The organism is Vibrio hangzhouensis (genome assembly GCF_900107935.1).
GTDB classification, from domain to species: domain Bacteria; phylum Pseudomonadota; class Gammaproteobacteria; order Enterobacterales; family Vibrionaceae; genus Vibrio; species Vibrio hangzhouensis.
On sequence record NZ_FNVG01000005.1, the window covers coordinates 233662 to 254381 of the forward strand.

The window sequence follows — 20720 nt, forward strand, 5'->3', positions numbered from 1 at the left end:
AACAAACGCTGCCCAAAGGCATAGATAGAAAAAGAGCAGAATGACAACGCCATTCTGCTCCAGTAAGAAAATAGCGGTACTATTTGACCTTTTCTCTCGCCAGCAACTGTGACATAACGACCAGAACCAGAGAGACAATCAACATAATTGTAGCCAAAGCATTCACCTCTGGCGAAATTCCAACTTTAACCATTGAGTATATTTTTAAAGGCAGGATTTCATAGGTTGGTCCAGTCACAAACGAACTGACAATGACATCGTCCAGCGACAGGGTGAATGACAATAACCAACCAGCAGCAACAGCAGGTTTAGCCAATGGAAGAATAATCTGTTTAAGAATAGTCCACTCGCCAGCCCCAAGATCCTTTGCTGCTTCTAACATCTTCACGTCAAAGCCTTTCAAACGACTGTACACCGTGACTACCACAAAAGGCAGACAGAACGTAATATGTGCAATCAGTAAGCTAAAAAAGCCTAACTGCGCCCCCAGAACCAGGAAAATCGCCAACAGGGAAATCGCCATCACGATATCCGGTGACATCATTACAATAAAAAGCAGGCCGCTCACAGCGCCTTTACCTTTAAATTGATATCGGAACAGAGCCACCGCCGTCAAACTACCAATGATCGTTGCTGCCGTTGCGGAGAACACAGCGACATTGAGCGAGTGCCAGGCTGCTTGCATTAAACTGTCGTTATTCACAAGAGCATGATACCACTTGGTTGTCCAGCCACCCCATTTCATACCAAATTTGTTGGCGTTGAACGAGTTAGCAATCAATACCACAATAGGTAGGTACAAGAACGCGTAAACCACCGACATAAAACTAAATCTAACTACGCGACCCATTATTCAAGCTCCACTTTACGGTTGAGCAGTTTGCCTGCTCGGTAGTAGGCATAAAGCATCACTGCCATTGCTGCCGTCAATGCGATACTTGTTGCAGCACCGAAAGGCCAGTCTCTCGCATTGAGGATCTGGCTCTTGATTACATTACCGATAAGTAGGTTCTTGGCGCCACCAAGTAAATCTGCAATGTAGAACATGCCGAGTGCTGGCAACAACACCAACAAACAGCCACCGATAATTCCGGGCATTGTTAACGGCAGAATGACTCTTGTCAGGGTTTGCCATTTGCTAGCCCCTAAGTCACGTGCAGCTTCGATATACGTTCCGTCTAACTTTTCAATCGCCGAGTAGAGCGGCAAAATCATAAATGGCAGCAGGATGTACACTAGGCCAATCATTACTGCAGTTTCTGTGTACATGATTCTTAATGGTTTATCGATAATATCGAGCGCCAATAAGCTTTTGTTCAAGATTCCCTGAGTACCCAGTACGATTTTTAAGCCGTAGGTACGAATCAGCGAGTTAGTCCAAAAGGGGACAATAACTAAGAACAGCATAAAAGGACGCCATTTCTCTGACATCTTAGCGACGATATAAGCGAATGGATAGCCAACCACAAGACAGATTAATGTTGCGACGATCGCCATATAAAATGAATGGAACAACACCTTGGCATAAAGTGGGTCCATTAGCCGTGCGTAGTTTTCTAACGTGAACGTCATCTCAATGAGATTGGCTTCGTCTCGAGTCAAGAAACTGGTGCCAATGATCATAATGTTCGGGATGAGTACAAACAGTACCAGCCAGCCGACGATCAGAGTAATAATGGCGTTTTGTAAATTAAATCTCTTGCTCATCTTTAAGCACCACTTCCCAGCTTTCAACCCAAGTTACAGCGACTTTTTGACCCAATGAGTGGTCAACGTCAGGATCATCTTCGTTGAAGAACTCACTGACCATCACACGCATACCCGATTCCAGTTCGATAACCGAGTCGAGCGTCATGCCTTTATATGTGCGTTCGGCGACGTGCCCAACTATGCCTTTACTCTCAGACTCTTTAATCTCTTCAATCCGCAAATCTTCCGGACGCAACAGAACCTGAAGCTTATCGCCAGCAGTGAATGCTTGATCGTAATAGACCACACTTTCCTGACCTTCGATTTCGGCTTTAATGTGTTTCTCATCGATACGTTTAATCGCAGTCGCATTGAATACGTTAATCTCACCGATGAAGCGGGCAACAAACAGGTTTTTAGGCTCTTCATATATTTCACGAGGCGAGCCATCTTGTTCGATAACACCGTCACGCATGACGATAATGCGATCAGACATCGACAAAGCTTCTTCCTGATCGTGAGTAACGAAGATAAAAGTGATCCCCAGTTGGCGTTGCAACTGTTTCAGCTCAATTTGCATTTGCTTGCGCAGTTTGTAATCCAGTGCAGACAAAGATTCGTCTAACAACAGTACTTTGGGCTTGTTGACAACCGCTCGTGCGATGGCGATACGCTGTTGCTGACCACCGGATAGTTGATGCGGTTTACGCTGCGCCATACTTTCAAGGCGTACCATTTTTAGCGCCTCAAGAACACGAGGTTCAATATCGTCGTTGGGCACTTTTTGCATACGCAGACCAAAAGCGACATTTTCAAATACAGTCATGTGAGGGAAGAGCGCATAGCTCTGGAAAACAGTATTTACGTGTCTCTGTTCAGCAGGGACTTCAGTAACATCCTGGTCAGCTAAGGTAATTCTACCGTTATTTACGGTTTCAAAACCCGCTATCATTCTTAGTACGGTTGTCTTACCGCAACCCGATGGACCTAAGATAGTGAGAAACTCACCATGATTAACATTTAAGTTAAGATTCGAGATGATTTCTTTACCATCGAAACTTTTACTGACACCAGAAAGCTGTACGACTGGTGTGCCTACTGAATGTTTGGCGTTCAACGTCTGTTTTTCTCCACCTTGGCCAGGAATAGGTTCGGCCAGTTGCTATACACATTTGAGGCGCGCATCATAATCACCAATTGGGTGAAATCAAAGCATTTTCTTATCTCGAAACAGAAAAAATTTTGCAGGTAAAACTAAAGATTATTTACCATACTTGGTTTATAAGGTAACGAGCTGAATTTTTCGCCTTATCAAGTGGTTAATTATCATCCAAAAAGGTGAGAAAGCAAGGTTATAACAGTGATATTACAATCTCGTTCCCGCTATAATGGCTCAGCCTTTTCAACGAAGAAATTACACATTCACAAATTGAATGTAATTTGGAAATACTATGAAAAACGATTTTGAAAGAGACTTCAATCTGGGTGGGAGTATTGAACGCGCTATCTCGGGTCAATATGAACTTAAGGCCGGGGCTGTGTTTCAGGAAGCTTGGAAGCAAACCATAAAACACTTTATGTCGTTCTCTCCGGCCATCGTCGCCTTGATTCTGGTTCAACTAGCGATCTTTTATATCGCATTGCAACTGCAGCTTGGCGATCCCTCAATCATACTTCAGGCTTTTCAAGACCCATCATTACTGAATGACAAGATTTTCCAGGCTATATTCGTTGCTAACTTTAGCTATGAAGTGGTCAGTGCACCGGTTTATGCTGGCATTTCACTTATGGCAATGAGTCATGCTGCCGGACTGTCTACCAAGTCCCGACACATAGCAAAAGGTCTCCAATATACCGTTCCGGTCATCATCGCAACGCTATTTAGTCTGGTACTACAAGGTGTGGTCAGTATGATCCTGCCGTTCTTGTCAATGTATTTATCATTAGCATTTAGCCAGTCTATTTTACTGATTTGTGAGAAGAAAGTACCACCACTTCAGTCACTGCTGCTCTCATTAAGAGCCGTCAACAAGAAAATTTTCGTGCTGGCAGGCATTTACATCATCCTCGTTTTGATGTTTATTGCAGGTGCTATGTTTTATGGCATTGGTCTCATTTTTGTGTTGCCCTTCTTTTTCCATGTAAAAGGCATCCTTTATCGCGAGATGTTCGGAATTAAACTGAAAATAGTGGCAAGTCAGGACCATGGCTCGGATGATAGTAGTGATGGTGATGGTGATGGTGACAATCACAACAACACACCGCCTAGTGATAGCGATAAGCCCAATAAAAACCCTGAGGTATTTGATGCGTAAGTCGCACAAAATTCTGTCTATTATCGCTCTCCTGTCGGGGAGCGCTTTTTTATTCTTTTACGAAAAAAATAACGATTCAGATACGTCGGAGCCAACCCTTGCACCGATTTCTGAGAACAAACCTGATATCAGTGCAATCACAGATACTAAAACAAAGAAGCAAACCTTTTTTGGCTACTTAAGACCGGGAATAGTCATTGAGAATGCTCGTATCGTTAAAGAGCGTGAGCGACTATTGGCGATGAAGAACGCCTTGGATGAGCAATCACTTTCATCTGAACAGATTGCTACGGCCAAAAGAATGGGCAAGCTTTACTCATTGGAACCTTCGGAAGTGACCTATGAGTGGATTGATAACATGTTAAAGCGTGTTGATGTTTTGCCTGAAGCCCTAGTACTTACACAAGCCGCTAACGAATCAGCTTGGGGCACATCGCGATTTGCTCGTGAAGCAAATAATTATTTTGGACAATGGTGTTACACAAAAGGCTGTGGACTGGTTCCACTTCAGCGCAGCGAAGGAAAAACACACGAAGTCGCTAAGTTTGACTCACCTCAGGGCTCGATACATGGCTACTTCATGAACGTAAATCGCAACAGGGCGTATCAGGAGCTTCGAGATATCAGAGCCAGTATACGCGACAAAGGTCAGGACCCTGCCTCGGAGACTGCCGCGTTGGAATTAAGTAACGGATTATTGCGATACTCAGAGAGAGGTGAGGCATACGTCAAAGACCTGCAAGCAATGATTCGTCATAATGAAGAATTCTGGATTTTAAATAATAAAATATGAAAGTAGTAAAATTAGCCCTATTAGGACTGGCGGCGAGTACCTTTACGTTGCCAGCGATCGCTCAAGAATACATGTTCACTTATTCCAAACTGTTCTCGCAGATGAAGAACAATGTAAAAGAAGGCCATGAGGATGTGAAAGTCGGCTTCTTTTTCGTAGATGCTGACACAAAATCACTGTGTAATATCGAAAAAGCATGGATGGAAAAAGAGGAACATTACGAAGAGCTTCAATCCAGTGAAGCTAATGAGCTTAAGGTTCCTCTCGACAACAATTTAAGACAAGCTAACCCCCTTGTTTTTGTTCACACACCGAAAGATCGCCGTTGTGACTTCTCTATGGTTGTCATGACCAAGAAACCGTTATCAGGCAAAGTCAGCTATCAACAAATCGAATCGCTGCTGCCTCAAATGCAGACGATGCTGGAAGATCTAGGCGGCATGTTCGCCAGTTGGTTTACACCAGACGTTGAAGGTATTACCCTGGAATTTTCCGAAACTATTACTGACCCGGTACGCTTTTCAAACGGGAACCGTGCTGATGTCATTAATGGCAAAGCCCAGATCATACTGAGCGAGATCGGAGAGGGCGGTTATATTGAGTTGCCAGCAAAGACAGTAAGAGTGTTACCGTACTTGCCAGCTGCGAAATAAAACAGTCCAACCGCACGCACCGCTACAAGGCACCTGACTGTCAGGTGCTTTTTTATTGTGTTTAGAAACTGAGTATTGGTTACCCGTTCAAAATTGATGTGAAGCGTAATGTGAGCGTCTAAGTAATACAACCATTTAATCTTGTGCAAAAAGCCCGTATAATCCACGCCCCAGATAAATCCAGATAGGAAATCCTGTCGTCGACGTGTTCGGCAATGTGAGAGCCCGCAATGAACCAAACAGATACTAGAAAAGAAACCCTTGAATTCAACAAACTTCAAAAGCGTTTAAGAAGAAATGTTGGAAATGCCATTATTGACTACAACATGATCGAAGAAAATGACGTCGTCATGGCGTGTATTAGTGGTGGTAAGGATTCATTCGCGATGCTTGATATCCTGCTGAACCTGCAAAAAGCCGCACCAATTAAGTTTGAAGTCGTTGCCGTCAACCTGGATCAGAAACAACCAGGATTCCCGGAGCACATTCTTCCTGAATACTTTGAAACGCTAAATATTCCTTATTACATCGTTGATAAAGATACTTATTCAGTCGTTAAAGAGAAGATTCCGGAAGGTAAAACAACTTGCGGTTTGTGCTCTCGCTTGCGCCGAGGAACCTTGTATTCTTTCGCTGAAAAAATCGGTGCAACAAAAATTGCCCTTGGCCACCATCTGGATGATATCGTTGAAACTATGTTCCTGAACATGTTCCACGGTTCTCGCTTAAAGGCTATGCCACCGAAATTACGCTCAGACGATGGCCGTAACGTTGTCATTCGTCCTTTGACGTACTGTAGAGAAAAAGATCTGATTAAATACGCTGAGCACAAAGAGTTCCCGATCATTCCATGTAACCTTTGTGGTTCTCAGGAAAATCTGCAACGTCAGGCAATCAAGGCAATGCTCATCGATTGGGATAAGAAAACACCGGGCCGAGTAGAAAGTATTTTCAAGTCGATTCAAAATGTGAGCCCTAGTCAGCTGGCAGACAGAGAGCTATTTGATTTCGTTAATCTGCCACTTGCACGTGAAGGCGAGCGTGAAGAGTATGAGTTTAGTGAAGCCATTGTGTCGTCGACCAATATTGACGAGTCTATGTTTATAGATGTCACCAATATCTAAGTAACATAAACAACAGAACAAAACAAAAGCCCCTCAACACGAGGGGCTTTTTGACTATTCCTGGTTAGGGTCTAGTGGGCTAATATAGCCTTCTGGTTTCAAGGCCATGACGTCACAGTTAATTTTATCAATGACATGTTCGGCGGTATTACCGATAAATACTGCGGATAATCCGGTACGTCCTGTTGTTCCTAAGATCACCATTCCAACATCAAGTTCGCGAACGACTTCCGGAATAATGTCCTCTGGTAAACCCTGCTCAACAATGGTATGCGCTTCATCATAACCGTGTTTTTGCCTCAACGCCTTCATTGCCGTTAAGTGGTGGCCCCGTACTGCGTCTGTATATGTCGCAGGGTCAAATTCTGGCAATTCGATCGTGATATTAGCGGGTGTAACAGGGTAGGCGTTGACCAGATAACCCGTAGCTCCGAGACGGTCAGTTAAGCTGTCTAACTGTTTAACCATACAATCGTTAAGATCGATATGGGTCGGGTTTTCTGAACCCACGTGTACTGATGCGATAATATTGGCATGTTCCGGCCATTCCGCATTCTTAACAAGGAGTACGGGTACGGGACATTTGCGCAGTAAATGCCAGTCCGTTGGTGTGAAAATTACGGACTCCAGAATATCGTGTTTTCGAGTCGCCTTAATAACGATATCGTGATGGCCTCCAAACACCTCATCTATGATCGCTACGTATGGGCGATTGTGCCAAACCACCTTCACGTCGAAATCAAAGCTGTCATCAATCATTGGGTTCGCGACATTTCTCATCCATTCTTCACGCTGTTGAATTACACCACGTCGCATAGCGTCGCGTTCTTCATGGGAAAGCATTGAAGTCATGTCATAGGAAAAGTCATAGATAGATAAGAAGAACGAAATGTGGCTTCTGGATTTACTCTTCTTAGCAAGTTGAACCGCACGAGCAAGGGCAGGTTGCTCATCGCTATTGAGGTTGGCAACAACGAGGATTTTACTGTAGATGCTCATAGATACTCCCTACCTATTTGGGCTATTACCTATAACTAACTCTAGCGCAAATCTATGAATCTTTTTAGAAAAATCGAAGGGAAGGAAGGTAGAAATTTGAAGTGGCTCATTATAGAGCCACTTCAGGAAAGGATTATGAAACTTATTTAATTACGAGGAGTTACTCTTTCGAAACGCCCGCCATTTCCATCAGTGCATCATGATCGATGATGGTAATGTATTTGCCTTTCACACTAAGCACTTCAGACTTTTGGAAACGACCCAATAATCGGCTGATTGTTTCTACTGTCAAACCCAGATAGTTACCGATGTCTCCACGTGTCATAGTAAGACGGAATTCGCGTGGGCTAAATCCGCGTTGAGAAAAACGTGTCGACAGGTTGTAAAGGAAAGCCGCCAAACGTTCTTCAGCATTCTTCTTAGATAACAGAAGAATCATTTCTTGGTCGCCTTTGATCTCATTAGACATCAAACGCATGATCTGTTGACGCAATTTCGGCATTTTACCTGAAAGGTCGTCAAGAATTTCGTATGGGATTTCACAAACCATCGAGGTTTCGAGCGCTTGAGCAAAGCTAGGATGTTCGTCTCCGGTTATCGCATCAAAGCCAACGAGGTCACCAGCTAGGTGGAACGCTGTGATTTGTTCGTCACCTTGCTCAGTAATGGTGTAGCTTTTAATCGTACCAGAACGAATAGCGTAGAGTGATTTTAGCTCGTCACCGGCTTTAAATAACTCTTGGCCTTTCTGGATTGGCTTCTTACGTTCAATGATCTGGTCTAACTGATCGAGCTCAGACTCATTTAACGTAAAGGGAATGCAAAGCTGACTAATACTACAATCTTGGCAATGAATAGCGCATCCGCCTGACTGAATACGTTTTGCTGCAGGTTTTTCAGAAATCATAACAACCTTTCACTATTTGATGTACATCAATATTTTATCACTCATTACCCCTTAAGGGTAGCTAAAAAATCAATGATAAAACAATCATCTATTAGTTTGCGTTAAAAATCATCACCGACTCGTAACCTGTATAAAGACCATAAACAAGTATTGAAACCGCTGCGATGTTACGAAATATTAAGGAATTTTGCAGTTTTTTTAACTTCGTTGCACTGGTGCCTACCACCAACATCGCTGGCAGTGTACCTAGCCCAAAAGCAAGCATCGTCGCAGCGCCTCCCAGGGCACTACCAGATACTGCAGCCCAGGTTAATATCGAATAAACCAGACCGCATGGAAGCCAGCCCCACAAGAAGCCAAATGGAATGGCATAGCCGCTGTGCTTTATCGGGAGTAATTGATTTGCGAAAGGCGATATCCGCTTCCATAGCGACTGTCCCAATTTCTCTACGACTAATAAACCGTTCCACCAACGACCGACATAAAAGGCGAGAAGTATCATAAATACGGAAGCTACGATTCTGACTATAGCAAGTGCATGATTAAACTGAGAAAGTGATGCAATCCCTGCAATCGTTCCACCTACCACACTACCTATCATTGCATAACTGATCAAACGACCAAGATTGTAATTAATGATAAGTGCGGTAGGGGTCTTATTCGATTGTCCAATGGAAAGCAGAGAGGCGATGCCCCCACACATCCCCATGCAGTGGCCAGCACCTAAAAGACCGATTGTAAATGCGCCAACAAGATCAAGCGTCACTCTTTTTGTCCTTGTCTGAACTTGAAGTGGTGTCGACATCTTCATCGAACAAAATGTTGTGTCCCTGGCGTTCCAAATCTTCAAATTGCTCGCTTTTGACCGCCCAAAGGAAAATGCCAACCGCAACACAAACAAGTACGATCGCAATTGGAATCAATATATAGATACTTTCCATATTACTTACCTTCTTCTTTTAGCAAGCGCAAAGAATTGGATACGACGATGATCGAGCTTGCTGACATTCCCACGACGGCAATGTAGGGAGCAACAAGTCCCGCTACTGCCAGAGGTAGAATCAGGAGATTATACCCCAAAGACCACGCCAGATTCTCACGAATGATCTTTCTCGTTCTCAGAGCCAATTCCCTTGCAATAAGCAGTTTATCAAGACGGTCTCCAAGCAGTACTAAATCGGCTGACGCTTTAGCAACGTCTGTCCCACCGCCCATTGCGACCGAGAGGTGAGCCCCGGCCAAAGTCGGTGCATCATTAATACCATCGCCAATCATCATTGAGATGTCGCCCTTATCAAGTGACTTGAGGTAACTCAGTTTATCACTCGGTGATGCACTCGATACAATATCATCGATACCCACTTCTTTTGCTACAGGTCTGGCGTTAGCTTCAGTGTCGCCGGTAAGCAATGTTGTTTTTATTCCGGCCAATCTCATGTTTCGGATGAACTCTGCCGCTTCTTTGCGAATAGGATCCTGATACTCAAACGTTGCAACATGCTGTCCATCAATAGACATATATACGCTGTTTCTAGCATCATCAGCCTTATTTAATACAAACAGAGCATTACCTATACGGATTTCAGCACCATCCAAGAGTCCTTTAAGACCAGAGCCGATTACGTTCTCGACCTCATTGACTTCGACTGCACAATCGTGAAACGGTTTAAATGCCCGAGCAATAGGGTGGTTAGCATGACTTTCTAGCGCAGCTGCGATTTTCAGGGCCTCAGCCTCGTTTAGCTCACCAAACAGGAGAGTTTTAGAGAGCTCGATATCTCCATGTGTGAGCGTACCTGTCTTGTCGACGACCAAATGGTTAACCTTACAAAGCGTCTCAAACACATGACCTCGCCTGGAAAGGATCCCCAGCGTACCCATCCGGGAACTGGAACAGGTGATGGCTGTTGGAGTTGCTAATGACAAAGCACAAGGGCAGGTTGCTACCAGAACAGACAGCATGATCCAAAAGGCATCATCGGGTTTGCTTTGATGCCAGAAGAACCAGGTACCTGCGGCAATAATCAAGATGACGGCAACAAAGTAACGAGCGACAACATCAGCAATTTCGGCGATTTTGGGCTTACTCAGTTGAGCCTCATCTTGCAGACGGACAATACTTGAGATCATTGAATCTGCTTTTGTAGATCGTACTTCTAAGTTAAACGCTTCGTCACCGTTGAGCGTGCCGGCATAAACGTAGTCATCTTTGTTTTTAACAACTGGCAAAGACTCACCCGTCAACATTGATTCATCGATGTGAATACGACCATCGAGTACCATACCGTCTGCAGGAATGTGCTCGCCCGGTAACACTTTAATTTGATCACCAATTTTCAGCGATTTCACTGGCACCTGGTCGCCGTTCAGTTTATTGGCGATAGCGGGGATCAGTTTAAGCAAGTTTCCACTTGCTGCCGCAGCCTTACGTCTAGCTCTCATTTCAAGATATCGACCGACCAATAAAAAGAAGGTAAACATTGAAATTGATTCGAAGAAAACTTCACCTTTTTCAGCCACAGTGGCAACCAAACTTGCCACGTAAGCGAGAATGAGCGCGATGGAGACAGGAACATCCATCCCTAAGGTTCGACCTTTAATACTTCTCCAGGCATTGATATAGAAAGGCAGGGCAGAATACAAGAGAACCGGTGTTGCGAATATCAAACTTACCCATCGGAAGTAGTTTTTGAATTCGGGCTCTAAATCACCAAACACCTCTAAATATAACGCCACCGCGAGCATCATGACCTGCATGGTAGCAAGGCCTGCAATACCAAGACGATACAAATACTGTTTCATCGTGGCATGGTAGGCGGCTTCTTGTCTATCAGCTTCGAAAGGCGCCGCTTTGTATCCTAAAGAGTGAACTGAAGCGAGCAACTTACTCAGTTGTGTCTTTGTACTATCCCACTGGAGCAATGCACGGTTTGTTGTGGTGTTTACTCGAATAGACAACACGCCGGGCTCGACCGCCATGCGTTTTTCAATCAGCCAGGCACAGGCAGCACAGGATACGCCCTCTAGTGACAGTGTAACTTCTTTTGTGTCCTCGGAGTTTCTGACAAACTCAGCCTGGACATCCTCATTGTCATAGTGGATAAGAGAGCGTAATTGTTCGGGAACGAGATCAGCCTTTTCCGCCGGAGCGGTACGATATTGATAGTAGGAGACTAATCCACTATCTACGATGGTTTGAGCCACACTTTCGCAACCGGGACAACACATGTCCCGTTGCTCACCTAATATATCTACGCTGAAGTTCGTGTCGGCTGGTACATCTTCACCGCAGTGATAACACGTCTTACACATAATCTAATCTAACAATACTACATCGGTTTCTGTGGGGAATGTCACTCGTCCTTGTACCATCCAGGCTTGGTCGTGTGGCTGAAGTTCGACAAACCAAGGACCTTGGACGTCATGGTCAAGAACCAATCGGTACGTACCTTGTGCGTCTGCAGTCAGTAGCTTTTCGAAATCCTGATCCGGCAGTGTACGATGGGTAAACGTAGCAGTGAGAGCAGGGAAGTGAGGCAATTGACCTTTTTCTAATTTAATAAAGATAGTATTACCTGAAGATGAAACGGCGGCATTCAGTTTCAGCTCTCTGGCGACGTTAATCTTGGTTAAATCAACGTTAATTCCTTTTCCTTTTTTATAGTAATCCTCGGCCACCAGATTCACCTGGTTGTCCATTAAAAGTGAAATTCTATACACCGTACCAATAACAACAGTGAGTGGCAACGCGATTAGAAACCACGGCCAGAATTGTTTATACCAAGGCTTTACCATAAAAAAGTTCTCAACAGCTGACTAAGAAAGAAATTATAATTTATATAGAAAAGACAGCCCCTTACAAGGGGCTGTTATTGAAATGTTACTTATTTCTCGGAATTGCTCAGGCTCCAAACGTACGCTGAAACCAGCTGCACTTTTTCTTCGCCTAGAATGTCCTTCCACGCTGGCATGACACCAGAACGACCGTTCATAACAGTCTCTGTAACTTCTGCACGAGAATCGCCGAATAACCAGTTCTGGTCAGTCAGGTCTGGTGCACCCACTGCTGGGTTACCTTTACCATCTGTACCGTGACACGCTGCACACACAACAAAGCGAGCTTTACCTGCTTCCGCTTCACGTGCATTCACTTTACGACCAGAAAGGCTTAGTGTGTAGCTCACGACTTCACGTACGCCATCTTCGCCTAAAGCATCTTTCCACGCAGGCATCTGACCAATACGGCCATCCATTATCGTTGTCACGATCGCTTCAGGCTCACCACCATACAACCAAGCGTCGTCAGTCAGGTTAGGGAAGCCTTTTTGACCGCGAGCATCCGAACCGTGACATTGAGAACAGTTTTGTAGGAATAGTCGTTGACCTACTTTAATTGCCTCACTGTCAGCAGCGATCTCCGGAATAGGGCGCAGACCACTACCATCAGCATTCTTAGCCAGACGGTTGAACGCCTCACCAAAATACGTCTCAGCATCATCCAACTCTTTTGCATATTGCACTAACGATTTACTACTTTGTGCTGCAGCAATTGAAGCTTTTGATTCTTCAACAGAACGAACGGTTTGGTCAGAACTTTGCCAGCCTAAAAAGCCTTTAAAGTTACCCAGTCCTGGGTACATTGCAAGGTAGATGGCAGCAAAAATAAATGTGCCGACAAACAAGTATGTCCACCACTTAGGTAGCGGGTTGTTCAGTTCACGAATACCATCGTATTCATGTCCCATGTCAGCGCCGTCCTCGACACCCATTTTGTCGCGAACACACCAATATAGGATCGCTGCACAACCAACCAACGTACCGACTGTGATGACAATAATCCATAGACTCCAGAATGTAGTCATTACTTAGTCACTCCTTTTTCTTCGGAGGAAGGTTTCTGTTCGTCTGCAAACACGAGATTTGCGTCTTCTTCGAATCGTGCTTTGCGACTTTTACCAAAAGCCCACCACACGATACCAATGAAGCTCGCGAACAAAACTATGGTCCAAATACTGTGAATAGTACCGATGTCCATAAGTCCCTCCTTATTTCATCGCATGGCCTAAAGATTGAAGATAAGCAATGATGGCGTCCATCTCTGTTTTACCTTCTACGTCTTTAGCCGCGTTTGCGATTTGCTCGTCCGTGTATGGAACACCAAATTGATTGCGGAAGATCTCAAGTTTCTTCTGCGTCAATTTACCATCCAGTACGTTTTCCTCTAGCCAAGGGAAACCTGGCATGTTTGATTCTGGAACCAACTCACGAGGATCGATCAGGTGAACACGGTGCCACTCGTCTGAGTAACGTCCACCAACACGAGCGAGATCTGGACCAGTACGCTTGGAACCCCATAGGAATGGATGCTCCCAAACGCTTTCGCCAGCGACAGAGTAGTGACCATAGCGCTCAGTTTCAGAACGGAAAGGACGGATCATCTGGCTGTGACATACGTTACAACCTTCACGGATATAAATATCACGACCTTCCATTTCTAGTGCACTGTAAGCACGTAGGTTTTTCACAGGCTCAGTAGTTTGCTTTTGGAAAATCAACGGCGTGATTTCTACCAAAGCACCTAAACTGATTGCGAATACGATCAAGATAGCCAGTAAGCCAACGTTACGTTCAACGACTTCATGGCGATTGTTAGAGTTTGAGCTCATTTTTAATCTCCTTAAGCCGGTTGAGGGATAGCTTTCAAGCTACCTTTAGCAGCAGTAATCGTCTTATAAGCGTTGTATGCCATTAAGAACATACCTGCCAGGAAGATGAAACCACCGATAAAGCGAACTGTGTAGAACGGGTAAGACGCTTGTACTGATTCTACAAAGCTGTACGTTAGCGTACCGTCTGAGTTTACCGCACGCCACATCAGGCCCTGCATTACACCTGAGATCCACATCGCAACGATATACAATACCGTACCGATTGTTGCCAACCAGAAGTGAGCGTTGATTAGACCTACAGAGTACATGCGCTCCTGACCGAACAGGCGAGGGATAAGGTGATAGACGGAACCGATAGATACCATCGCAACCCAACCCAGAGCTCCGGAGTGAACGTGACCGATTGTCCAGTCTGTGTAGTGAGAAAGTGCGTTAACTGTCTTAATAGACATCATCGGACCTTCGAACGTCGACATACCGTAGAAAGATAGAGAAACGATCAAGAAACGTAGGATAGGGTCGTAACGCAGTTTATGCCAAGCGCCAGACAGCGTCATAATACCATTGATCATACCACCCCAAGAAGGAGCGAAAAGAACCAGTGACATTACCATACCCAGAGACTGAGTCCAGTCTGGTAGCGCTGTATAGTGTAGGTGGTGAGGACCAGCCCAAATATACAGAGAAACAAGCGCCCAGAAGTGAACAATCGACAAACGGTAAGAGTAAACAGGACGTTCAGCTTGCTTTGGTACGAAGTAATACATCATACCCAGGAAACCTGCCGTAAGAAGGAAGCCTACCGCATTATGGCCATACCACCACTGAATCATAGCATCCACTGCACCCGAATAGACCGAGTAGGATTTACCCATGGACACTGGAATTGCCATACTGTTCACAATGTGAAGTACTGCAACGGTGATGATAAATGCACCAAAGAACCAGTTTGCAACATAAATATGTGATGTCTTTCGCTTAATCAGCGTTCCGAAGAACACGATAGCGTAAGATACCCAAACCACTGCAATGGCGATATCGATTGGCCATTCTAGTTCAGCGTACTCTTTACCTGAGGTAAAACCTAGAGGCAGAGTAATTGCTGCGGCTAAAATGATTGCTTGCCACCCCCAAAAGGTAAAGGCAACAAGAGGGCCCCCAAATAATCTCGTTTGACAGGTACGCTGAACAACGTAATAAGACGTTGCAAACAGGGCACTTGTACCAAACGCAAAGATTACCGCATTAGTATGCAAAGGACGTAAACGACTGTACGTCAACCACGGCGTATCAAAGTTGAGCTGTGGCCAAACTAATTGAGCGGCAATCAAAACACCTACTGCCATACCAACAATACCCCAAAGAATCGTCACTAAAGTGAACTGGCGTACGACGGTATAGTTGTAGACTTGTTCAAGCTGCTTTTCTTGGCTCATTAACATGCTTCCAATTTTCTAATTAACTACACTTTACTTCCAACACGACACATGTCGTAATGCTACCCAACCCATCAATAGAACTAACGATGAATCAAAACGTTACTTCTCTTGCAGGATTTAACAAAAAGTAGCATTTTCAGGCGACAATAATACTTCAATTAACAATTCAAGAACAGGGTAGTAACCTTACTGTTCGTTGGGTTTTTGACCATTTATTTCAAAACTTTGAAGTTTGTTACACGGAGAACACGTAAAAATGGCGGCACAGAAGTTAACAAAAGGCAGGCTTGTACAAATAATCGTCATGATGTTGTTGTTAATAACAGCATTTACTTACCGAACTATCACTCACAATGAGGCAAATGTGATGACTTGTTCACCAAACGACGTTTGCGAAGTGAATATTGCGGAGAAAACCGTCACTTTTGACTACCAAGAATCATCAAGAGTGTTGAAGTTCACAAAACCAGAAGATTTAACAATTGAAATCAAAAATATTGAGGGAGTGTTAAAAAAAACGGTTAATGATGCATCGATTTCAGAGTTAAATTTGCCCATCGAACTGATAGTCTCAGACAGTAAAGGTAAATCCATTCGAGTGAAAATCGAAAAATGATTCAGATACGCAATACATTTTTAAAAGCAAAACCAAGTACAGAGACCGAGCATCTGGCGACTCAAGTGACCGACATTGAAGAAGCGAACTTCAAGACAGTTATCAGGCGCGGACACTTCAGAATTTGAAAGCATTAACAAATCCATATTGAGACTGAATGCCTGATTGGCGAAACCATCAACGATGGCTAATAGTCACATTAGATAATCGAAGATTAATCAATGTGATTATTAGGTATTTTATGGTAAATCACGATTATCGTTAAATAGCATTTAAAAGTGCAACAGAGTAGGCAATAACAAGAAAGATTTCACGTACCAGCACATTTAATTTAACATAATATACATAATGCGCACTTGGGTATGAACATTTAACATTCAACGGCTTGTGTCCGTTTCTGTGTCAACTGACTTTTTAAGTGTTTGATATGTATGCCGAATTTACGTTAAATCAATCTTTTCAATGTCTTAGCAAGTTTTACACTGCAAGTCGCTTGCTTCCACTTGTGCTGCGCATCGTGCAGCGTTTGGCAAATTATCACTCCTACAGCCGCAAATCCGGCGAGAAATTTTTTTTCGCCTCCATCCGAATTTGCGAGGCATTTCATGTTTTATGAATCGTTCAAAACGCTCTACTGGCGTGAGTTTAAATCCGTGCGCGAAGGCGCTGAATTCTTCCATGTGAATGTGGCTACCGTTCGCCGTTGGCTCGATGGCACCGTTCCGATCAATCCAATGGCTGAAAAGCTGCTAATTGTGAAATCCCTGGGCTATCTGCCCAATGACATGCGTTGGCGTGGTTTTCGTGTTGATGAAGTTCGCGCAGTGCTAATCACGCCCACTGGCCGTGAATTTAGCCCTAAAGAGCTGGAATCCTTTGTGAACTGGCGTGACGAATACTTGCAGTTGATTGAGTTACACGGTCACTTAGACAATGTGAAATACTATCCGGCAAAGGAAAATGTGTTGCCGTTTCGTGGCGGACGCCGCATGACTGCGGCGCCTTGGATTCCAACTAAATTCAAATAGTGAGTTAAAAAATAGAATACGATCAGAATTTCAATTCTGCTTTGTCTTCAATCTTTAGCTCCAAGGAATGATGATCCGTGAGTTTTCTTGTTGAGTCAACAAATGAGTGGAATCTAAATGCAGTGTTGTGCTTATTAAGTGAGATGCTTTGTAACCCCTTAATGGATGGACTTTCATCGCCAAAAACACTTGAACGTAACTCAGCCCGCAAAACACCACTAATTGCTTCCACTTTTCGTATGTCGTAGTGTGATTCATTGAACATCCCTACACCTTCACACTCTATTTCTACGAATATTCGTATCTCAGGCTTTGATAGGTACTGCAAGTGCTCATCAAATCCTGAGATATCTATGATTTCTTTTGAGCTAATAATATCGACCAATCCCTCTATTGTAATCTTTAACTTGCTACGAACATCCATGCTCATATGTTCACCATCAGTTATTATGTGCGGTTGTTCAACGTGAATTGATGCTTCATAGAGGGCTGAACATGGTCTTTCACCAAAGAAGTTTCGAACTTTAGAGTTAGTATGAACTGAGAATGATTCGTTAACCCAACCCTTACAATCGATTTCTGGCATATATGGTGGACAACCTACATTCCCATGACTTTTAAAACTAACTTTAATCGGAAGTTCAGGTATTGAAGAACCGCGAAAAGCTCTAATAGCTTCATTCAGTAGTTCATCATATTTTGAACTCAGCTCATCCAGAACGGTTGAAGATTGGTCATAAAAACGGTTCAAGTCTGGCGTAATATCATGAACTGGATTATAAAGGTCTCTCGTGTTTCCTGTAGGAATATGTGGAATCAAGCTACTTCTACTTGTACCTATTGGAGAAAATACATCGGCATAACAAGCGTTTATTAACTTTCGACCTCTCGGGACTAGGTTGCCAAGTAAGCGTACGATTCGGTCAGGATTTGCTTTGATGGCAAAATGTTGGAGTTGGTTTCGTAAGGCGTTAAGTTCTTTAAAACTCTTGACCAACTGACTAAATTCTTGCTCATTAACCGTGGAGGCTATTTTTAGCTTTTGTATTCTTTTTATAGCTTCTTCTGGTGTTATCGTATGGGCTTCATCTAACAAGTAGTGGTTATTGCTGTCATTGAAATCCTCATAGTACTTGATTATCTTTGCCACATTGGTTTTCTCATCTAATAGGAAAACAGGGTTTCTTTTAAATAGTGAGTCTTTCAATAGAGTTTCAAGACCATGATGAAGCTTCATAATAACTTCTTTCAGCAAAAATGGTTCATTGTTGTCCTCTTTTAGAAACTCATGTAGTGCTTTTAACCCTAGAGCAAATGAATGAACACCGTTTATATATGGATTTATTTCCATAATGTCGCCTTTTCAATAATTCTATGCCAATAGTTGATATTGTAATCCCTTTAAAAAAATTAAAAGCCGAACTCCATCAAAGAGTTCGGCTTTTATTTATTCCAAATGACAGCAAGCAAAAGTGTCCATATGGAGTAGTCACGAGATTAGCGTTAAAAGCCTAATGTTAAAACCGTTGTTAGCTAGGTTTTGAAGTGACCCGCGCCCTATCCTACTTCATTGCACTTTGGTTTCGAGGGTTTTGATACGCTCGCCGTAATCCTTCAGTATTTCCCGAATCCACTTAATATCGACTTTGAGTGCCACTACGGTGGCGACTGCTGACGCTGCGCCCGTTACGGCCGATAAGAAAAGCGCTTCTGCCAGTCCCATTACTTACCTTTGAATTCGTTGCGCAGCACTTCCCAAAGCCCCAGAACAACCGGAACTGTGGTACCAATTAATCCCCCGGCTTGTACGCCTTGTTCAGTGACGGTGGCCGTAAGCAATTCTGGGCGTCCGGCCATCATTGCTGTGGCCGCACCAATCAGTACCAGACCTTTTTTAGTTGAAGGTTGAGTAAAGTCGATTTTCATATTGATTGTGCTCCTAGCCGTTGATGCGCTTCCAGATATAAGCGCTGATTAAGGCAGTGGCGATACCCACTGCAAGACGTTGAACGATTTCGGTATTGGTCATGCCAGCTGTACTCCCTGCATTGCATCGTCATAGCTGTAATAGCGCCCGACTTCCATAATCGACATGGTGTGCAGCATTTTGGCGAGCAATTCATCACTACTTAGGTTGATGGGTTCGTCCAGGCCAACATCAATGCCTTTTGCTACGAAACGGGCGTAGTTGTCTGAGTCGTTTTCGTTCTTGGGCGCAAACCGGTAGATCATTTCCCGAACGGTGTTGAGGCCATGAATACTTTGGTAATTGCGCAGTATTTTAGCGCCCGCTCGAAAGCCATATTTGCTGTGTGAGAAGGTTTCAAACTCGGCATCTTTGGGAATGAATGCCTCTCCCTGCCAGTCGTTACCTACTCGGATGTTTAGCGGATTGTTGTTGCGGATCCCACGCGCGAGTTTTCGGCTCATAAAGTACAGAAACCCTCCGAATATCAGTAATAAAAGTAAGTAGCCCCGCATGTTATGGCGCCACGTAGTGGGGTGAGTTGAAGTAGTTCAGGTGCACGGGATAAGGCGAGTAAAATGCCAATACGTGACTACCATCATTGGTTTTGTCATTCCCCAAGACTAAAACACTTTTGTAGTCCTGCTTGGTAATCGAAAGCGGCGGATAATGATTGGTTTGGCTCCCTTGTCTGTCATAGCAGACAGACATAATGAGGTGTTTTCCCATGCCAAAAGGCATTGGGTATCGTCCCACATCCACGGTGACGCCCTGGATCAACTCGGCTTTGCTGTATTGCCCAAATTCTTCAACCATTCGCAAATGGTCAGTTACTCGCGGTTTCATATCAGGGACAATATCGACACCTTCTGGATTGAAAAAAACGCCCGCCTCGTTGAGTGTGCAGCTTGGCCAGCCCTGTTCCGTTTCGACAAAATAGGCGTAAAGACGACCAGGAGTTAGTTTAACGTTATGGATCCACGCTTGCGGGAAGTCATAACCGTTGAGAGGTTCTTCAGGAATGGTTTTTTCAGCGATAATAGTTACGAAGTCGCCTTTTTCATTAAGCTCCAGTATTCCAAATCGCACACCGCTGTACTTCAGACCACGGAAATACGCACTGTATTCAACAATATCGTCTGACCAATGTTGGTTACTTGAATCATGGTACGGCGCATTAAAGACGCTGAACAATAAATAGCGAGCATTCGAGGAGGTTTCTACTCGAAATGCTGTTTTTGCGCGGTAGTCCCTGCGGATCACCTCACTGCCGCTGAACATATAAACCAAGCTGTTACGTTCAATTGAACCATCGTCAACCGCTAGCTCAATACCCCATCCATAAGGTGCTGGTCGCCCATAACTCTGCCCTAAATTGAGCTGGTTGATGGATTGGTTATAGTACGAATAGGTCGTTGTCATCCACGGTATATGGACTCCCGTTAGATTGCAACTAGAGGACAAAAATAAGTAGGAAGCATGCGCATATTCGGGCTCTTATTGAGTAGCGAACTCTGCCCCT

24 protein-coding genes are annotated in these 20720 nt (G+C 44.1%); 6 read left to right on the plus strand and 18 right to left on the minus strand.

Going from position 1 to position 20720, the window contains the following annotated elements:
- Positions 1-79 precede the first annotated feature (79 nt).
- From potC to potA, 3 genes are read right to left on the minus strand one after another with little or no spacing between them, the layout of a single operon-like run.
- Positions 80-850, minus strand: a complete 771-nt coding sequence (gene potC, locus C4S60_RS07565; RefSeq protein WP_103879731.1) for a spermidine/putrescine ABC transporter permease PotC — start codon at positions 848-850, stop codon at positions 80-82.
- On the minus strand, positions 850-1707 hold the full coding sequence (gene potB / locus C4S60_RS07570) for a spermidine/putrescine ABC transporter permease PotB (protein WP_103879732.1): 858 nt from the start codon (positions 1705-1707) through the stop codon (positions 850-852). Before potB ends, potC begins: the two co-directional genes overlap by 1 nt.
- Positions 1691-2836, minus strand: coding sequence for a spermidine/putrescine ABC transporter ATP-binding protein PotA (potA, locus tag C4S60_RS07575; protein ID WP_103879733.1), 1146 nt, complete (start codon positions 2834-2836; stop codon positions 1691-1693). Before potA ends, potB begins: the two co-directional genes overlap by 17 nt.
- Before the next feature lie 304 nt (positions 2837-3140).
- Here potA and C4S60_RS07580 point away from each other — a divergent pair, with 304 nt between their 5' ends.
- The 4 genes from C4S60_RS07580 (at position 3141) to ttcA (ending at position 6574) form a co-directional block, all read left to right on the plus strand.
- On the plus strand, positions 3141-4004 hold the full coding sequence (locus tag C4S60_RS07580) for a hypothetical protein (protein ID WP_103879734.1): 864 nt from the start codon (positions 3141-3143) through the stop codon (positions 4002-4004).
- A complete protein-coding gene (locus C4S60_RS07585; RefSeq protein ID WP_103879735.1) occupies positions 3997-4797 on the plus strand; it encodes a glucosaminidase domain-containing protein in 801 nt (266 codons plus the stop codon). Before C4S60_RS07580 ends, C4S60_RS07585 begins: the two co-directional genes overlap by 8 nt.
- Positions 4794-5450 (plus strand): DUF2987 domain-containing protein, encoded by a 657-nt coding sequence (locus tag C4S60_RS07590; RefSeq protein WP_103879736.1) that lies wholly within the window; start codon positions 4794-4796, stop codon positions 5448-5450. Before C4S60_RS07585 ends, C4S60_RS07590 begins: the two co-directional genes overlap by 4 nt.
- Before the next feature lie 230 nt (positions 5451-5680).
- A complete protein-coding gene (ttcA, locus tag C4S60_RS07595; protein ID WP_103879737.1) occupies positions 5681-6574 on the plus strand; it encodes a tRNA 2-thiocytidine(32) synthetase TtcA in 894 nt (297 codons plus the stop codon).
- A gap of 54 nt (positions 6575-6628) precedes the next feature.
- On the opposite strand, the gene uspE is transcribed toward ttcA, so the two are convergent.
- From uspE to ccoN, 10 genes are all read right to left on the minus strand, one after another.
- A complete protein-coding gene (gene uspE, locus C4S60_RS07600; RefSeq protein ID WP_103879738.1) occupies positions 6629-7573 on the minus strand; it encodes a universal stress protein UspE in 945 nt (314 codons plus the stop codon).
- 160 nt (positions 7574-7733) lie between these two features.
- Entirely contained in the window at positions 7734-8480 is a 747-nt protein-coding gene (locus C4S60_RS07605; RefSeq protein WP_103879739.1) for an FNR family transcription factor, read from the minus strand.
- Between the two features lie 91 nt (positions 8481-8571).
- Positions 8572-9246: a sulfite exporter TauE/SafE family protein gene (locus tag C4S60_RS07610; RefSeq protein WP_103879740.1), complete on the minus strand. Its 675-nt coding sequence runs from the start codon at positions 9244-9246 to the stop codon at positions 8572-8574.
- Complete coding sequence (ccoS, locus tag C4S60_RS07615; protein WP_103879741.1) at positions 9236-9421, minus strand: cbb3-type cytochrome oxidase assembly protein CcoS; 186 nt, start codon at positions 9419-9421, stop codon at positions 9236-9238. The genes C4S60_RS07610 and ccoS overlap by 11 nt, the downstream gene beginning before the upstream one ends.
- A 1-nt stretch (position 9422) precedes the next feature.
- Positions 9423-11792, minus strand: coding sequence for a heavy metal translocating P-type ATPase (locus tag C4S60_RS07620; RefSeq protein ID WP_103879742.1), 2370 nt, complete (start codon positions 11790-11792; stop codon positions 9423-9425).
- 3 nt (positions 11793-11795) lie between these two features.
- Positions 11796-12275, minus strand: a complete 480-nt coding sequence (locus C4S60_RS07625) for a FixH family protein (RefSeq protein ID WP_103879743.1) — start codon at positions 12273-12275, stop codon at positions 11796-11798.
- An 89-nt stretch (positions 12276-12364) separates the two neighbouring features.
- Positions 12365-13342 (minus strand): cytochrome-c oxidase, cbb3-type subunit III, encoded by a 978-nt coding sequence (ccoP, locus tag C4S60_RS07630; RefSeq protein WP_103879744.1) that lies wholly within the window; start codon positions 13340-13342, stop codon positions 12365-12367.
- Positions 13342-13515, minus strand: coding sequence for a cbb3-type cytochrome oxidase subunit 3 (locus C4S60_RS07635; RefSeq protein WP_103879745.1), 174 nt, complete (start codon positions 13513-13515; stop codon positions 13342-13344). Before C4S60_RS07635 ends, ccoP begins: the two co-directional genes overlap by 1 nt.
- 10 nt (positions 13516-13525) lie before the next feature.
- Positions 13526-14146, minus strand: a complete 621-nt coding sequence (ccoO, locus tag C4S60_RS07640) for a cytochrome-c oxidase, cbb3-type subunit II (protein ID WP_103879746.1) — start codon at positions 14144-14146, stop codon at positions 13526-13528.
- Between the two features lie 11 nt (positions 14147-14157).
- Positions 14158-15585 carry a cytochrome-c oxidase, cbb3-type subunit I gene (ccoN, locus tag C4S60_RS07645; RefSeq protein WP_167390961.1) on the minus strand — a complete coding sequence of 476 codons (1428 nt, stop codon included), beginning with the start codon at positions 15583-15585 and terminating at the stop codon, positions 14158-14160.
- 259 nt (positions 15586-15844) lie between these two features.
- On the opposite strand from ccoN, the gene C4S60_RS07650 reads away from it, so the two are divergent.
- Both C4S60_RS07650 and C4S60_RS07655 read left to right on the plus strand, forming a co-directional pair.
- Positions 15845-16204: a hypothetical protein gene (locus C4S60_RS07650; protein WP_103879748.1), complete on the plus strand. Its 360-nt coding sequence runs from the start codon at positions 15845-15847 to the stop codon at positions 16202-16204.
- A gap of 605 nt (positions 16205-16809) precedes the next feature.
- A complete protein-coding gene (locus C4S60_RS07655) occupies positions 16810-17232 on the plus strand; it encodes a phage protein (protein ID WP_103879749.1) in 423 nt (140 codons plus the stop codon).
- Between the two features lie 22 nt (positions 17233-17254).
- Here the strand turns inward: C4S60_RS07655 and C4S60_RS07660 are convergent, their stop codons facing one another.
- The 5 genes from C4S60_RS07660 to C4S60_RS07675 all read right to left on the minus strand — a co-directional run bounded on the left by C4S60_RS07660 (position 17255) and on the right by C4S60_RS07675 (position 20620).
- Positions 17255-18583, minus strand: a complete 1329-nt coding sequence (locus C4S60_RS07660; protein ID WP_103879750.1) for a hypothetical protein — start codon at positions 18581-18583, stop codon at positions 17255-17257.
- A gap of 216 nt (positions 18584-18799) precedes the next feature.
- Positions 18800-18955, minus strand: a complete 156-nt coding sequence (locus C4S60_RS23535; RefSeq protein WP_160111345.1) for a hypothetical protein — start codon at positions 18953-18955, stop codon at positions 18800-18802.
- Positions 18955-19158: a hypothetical protein gene (locus C4S60_RS07665; RefSeq protein ID WP_103879751.1), complete on the minus strand. Its 204-nt coding sequence runs from the start codon at positions 19156-19158 to the stop codon at positions 18955-18957. Before C4S60_RS07665 ends, C4S60_RS23535 begins: the two co-directional genes overlap by 1 nt.
- A 99-nt stretch (positions 19159-19257) precedes the next feature.
- A complete protein-coding gene (locus C4S60_RS07670) occupies positions 19258-19662 on the minus strand; it encodes a structural protein (RefSeq protein WP_244183051.1) in 405 nt (134 codons plus the stop codon).
- Between the two features lie 52 nt (positions 19663-19714).
- The gene (locus C4S60_RS07675; RefSeq protein WP_103879753.1) at positions 19715-20620 is read right to left on the minus strand and encodes a hypothetical protein; all 906 of its coding nucleotides are present in this window, start codon (positions 20618-20620) and stop codon (positions 19715-19717) included.
- Positions 20621-20720 lie beyond the last annotated feature (100 nt).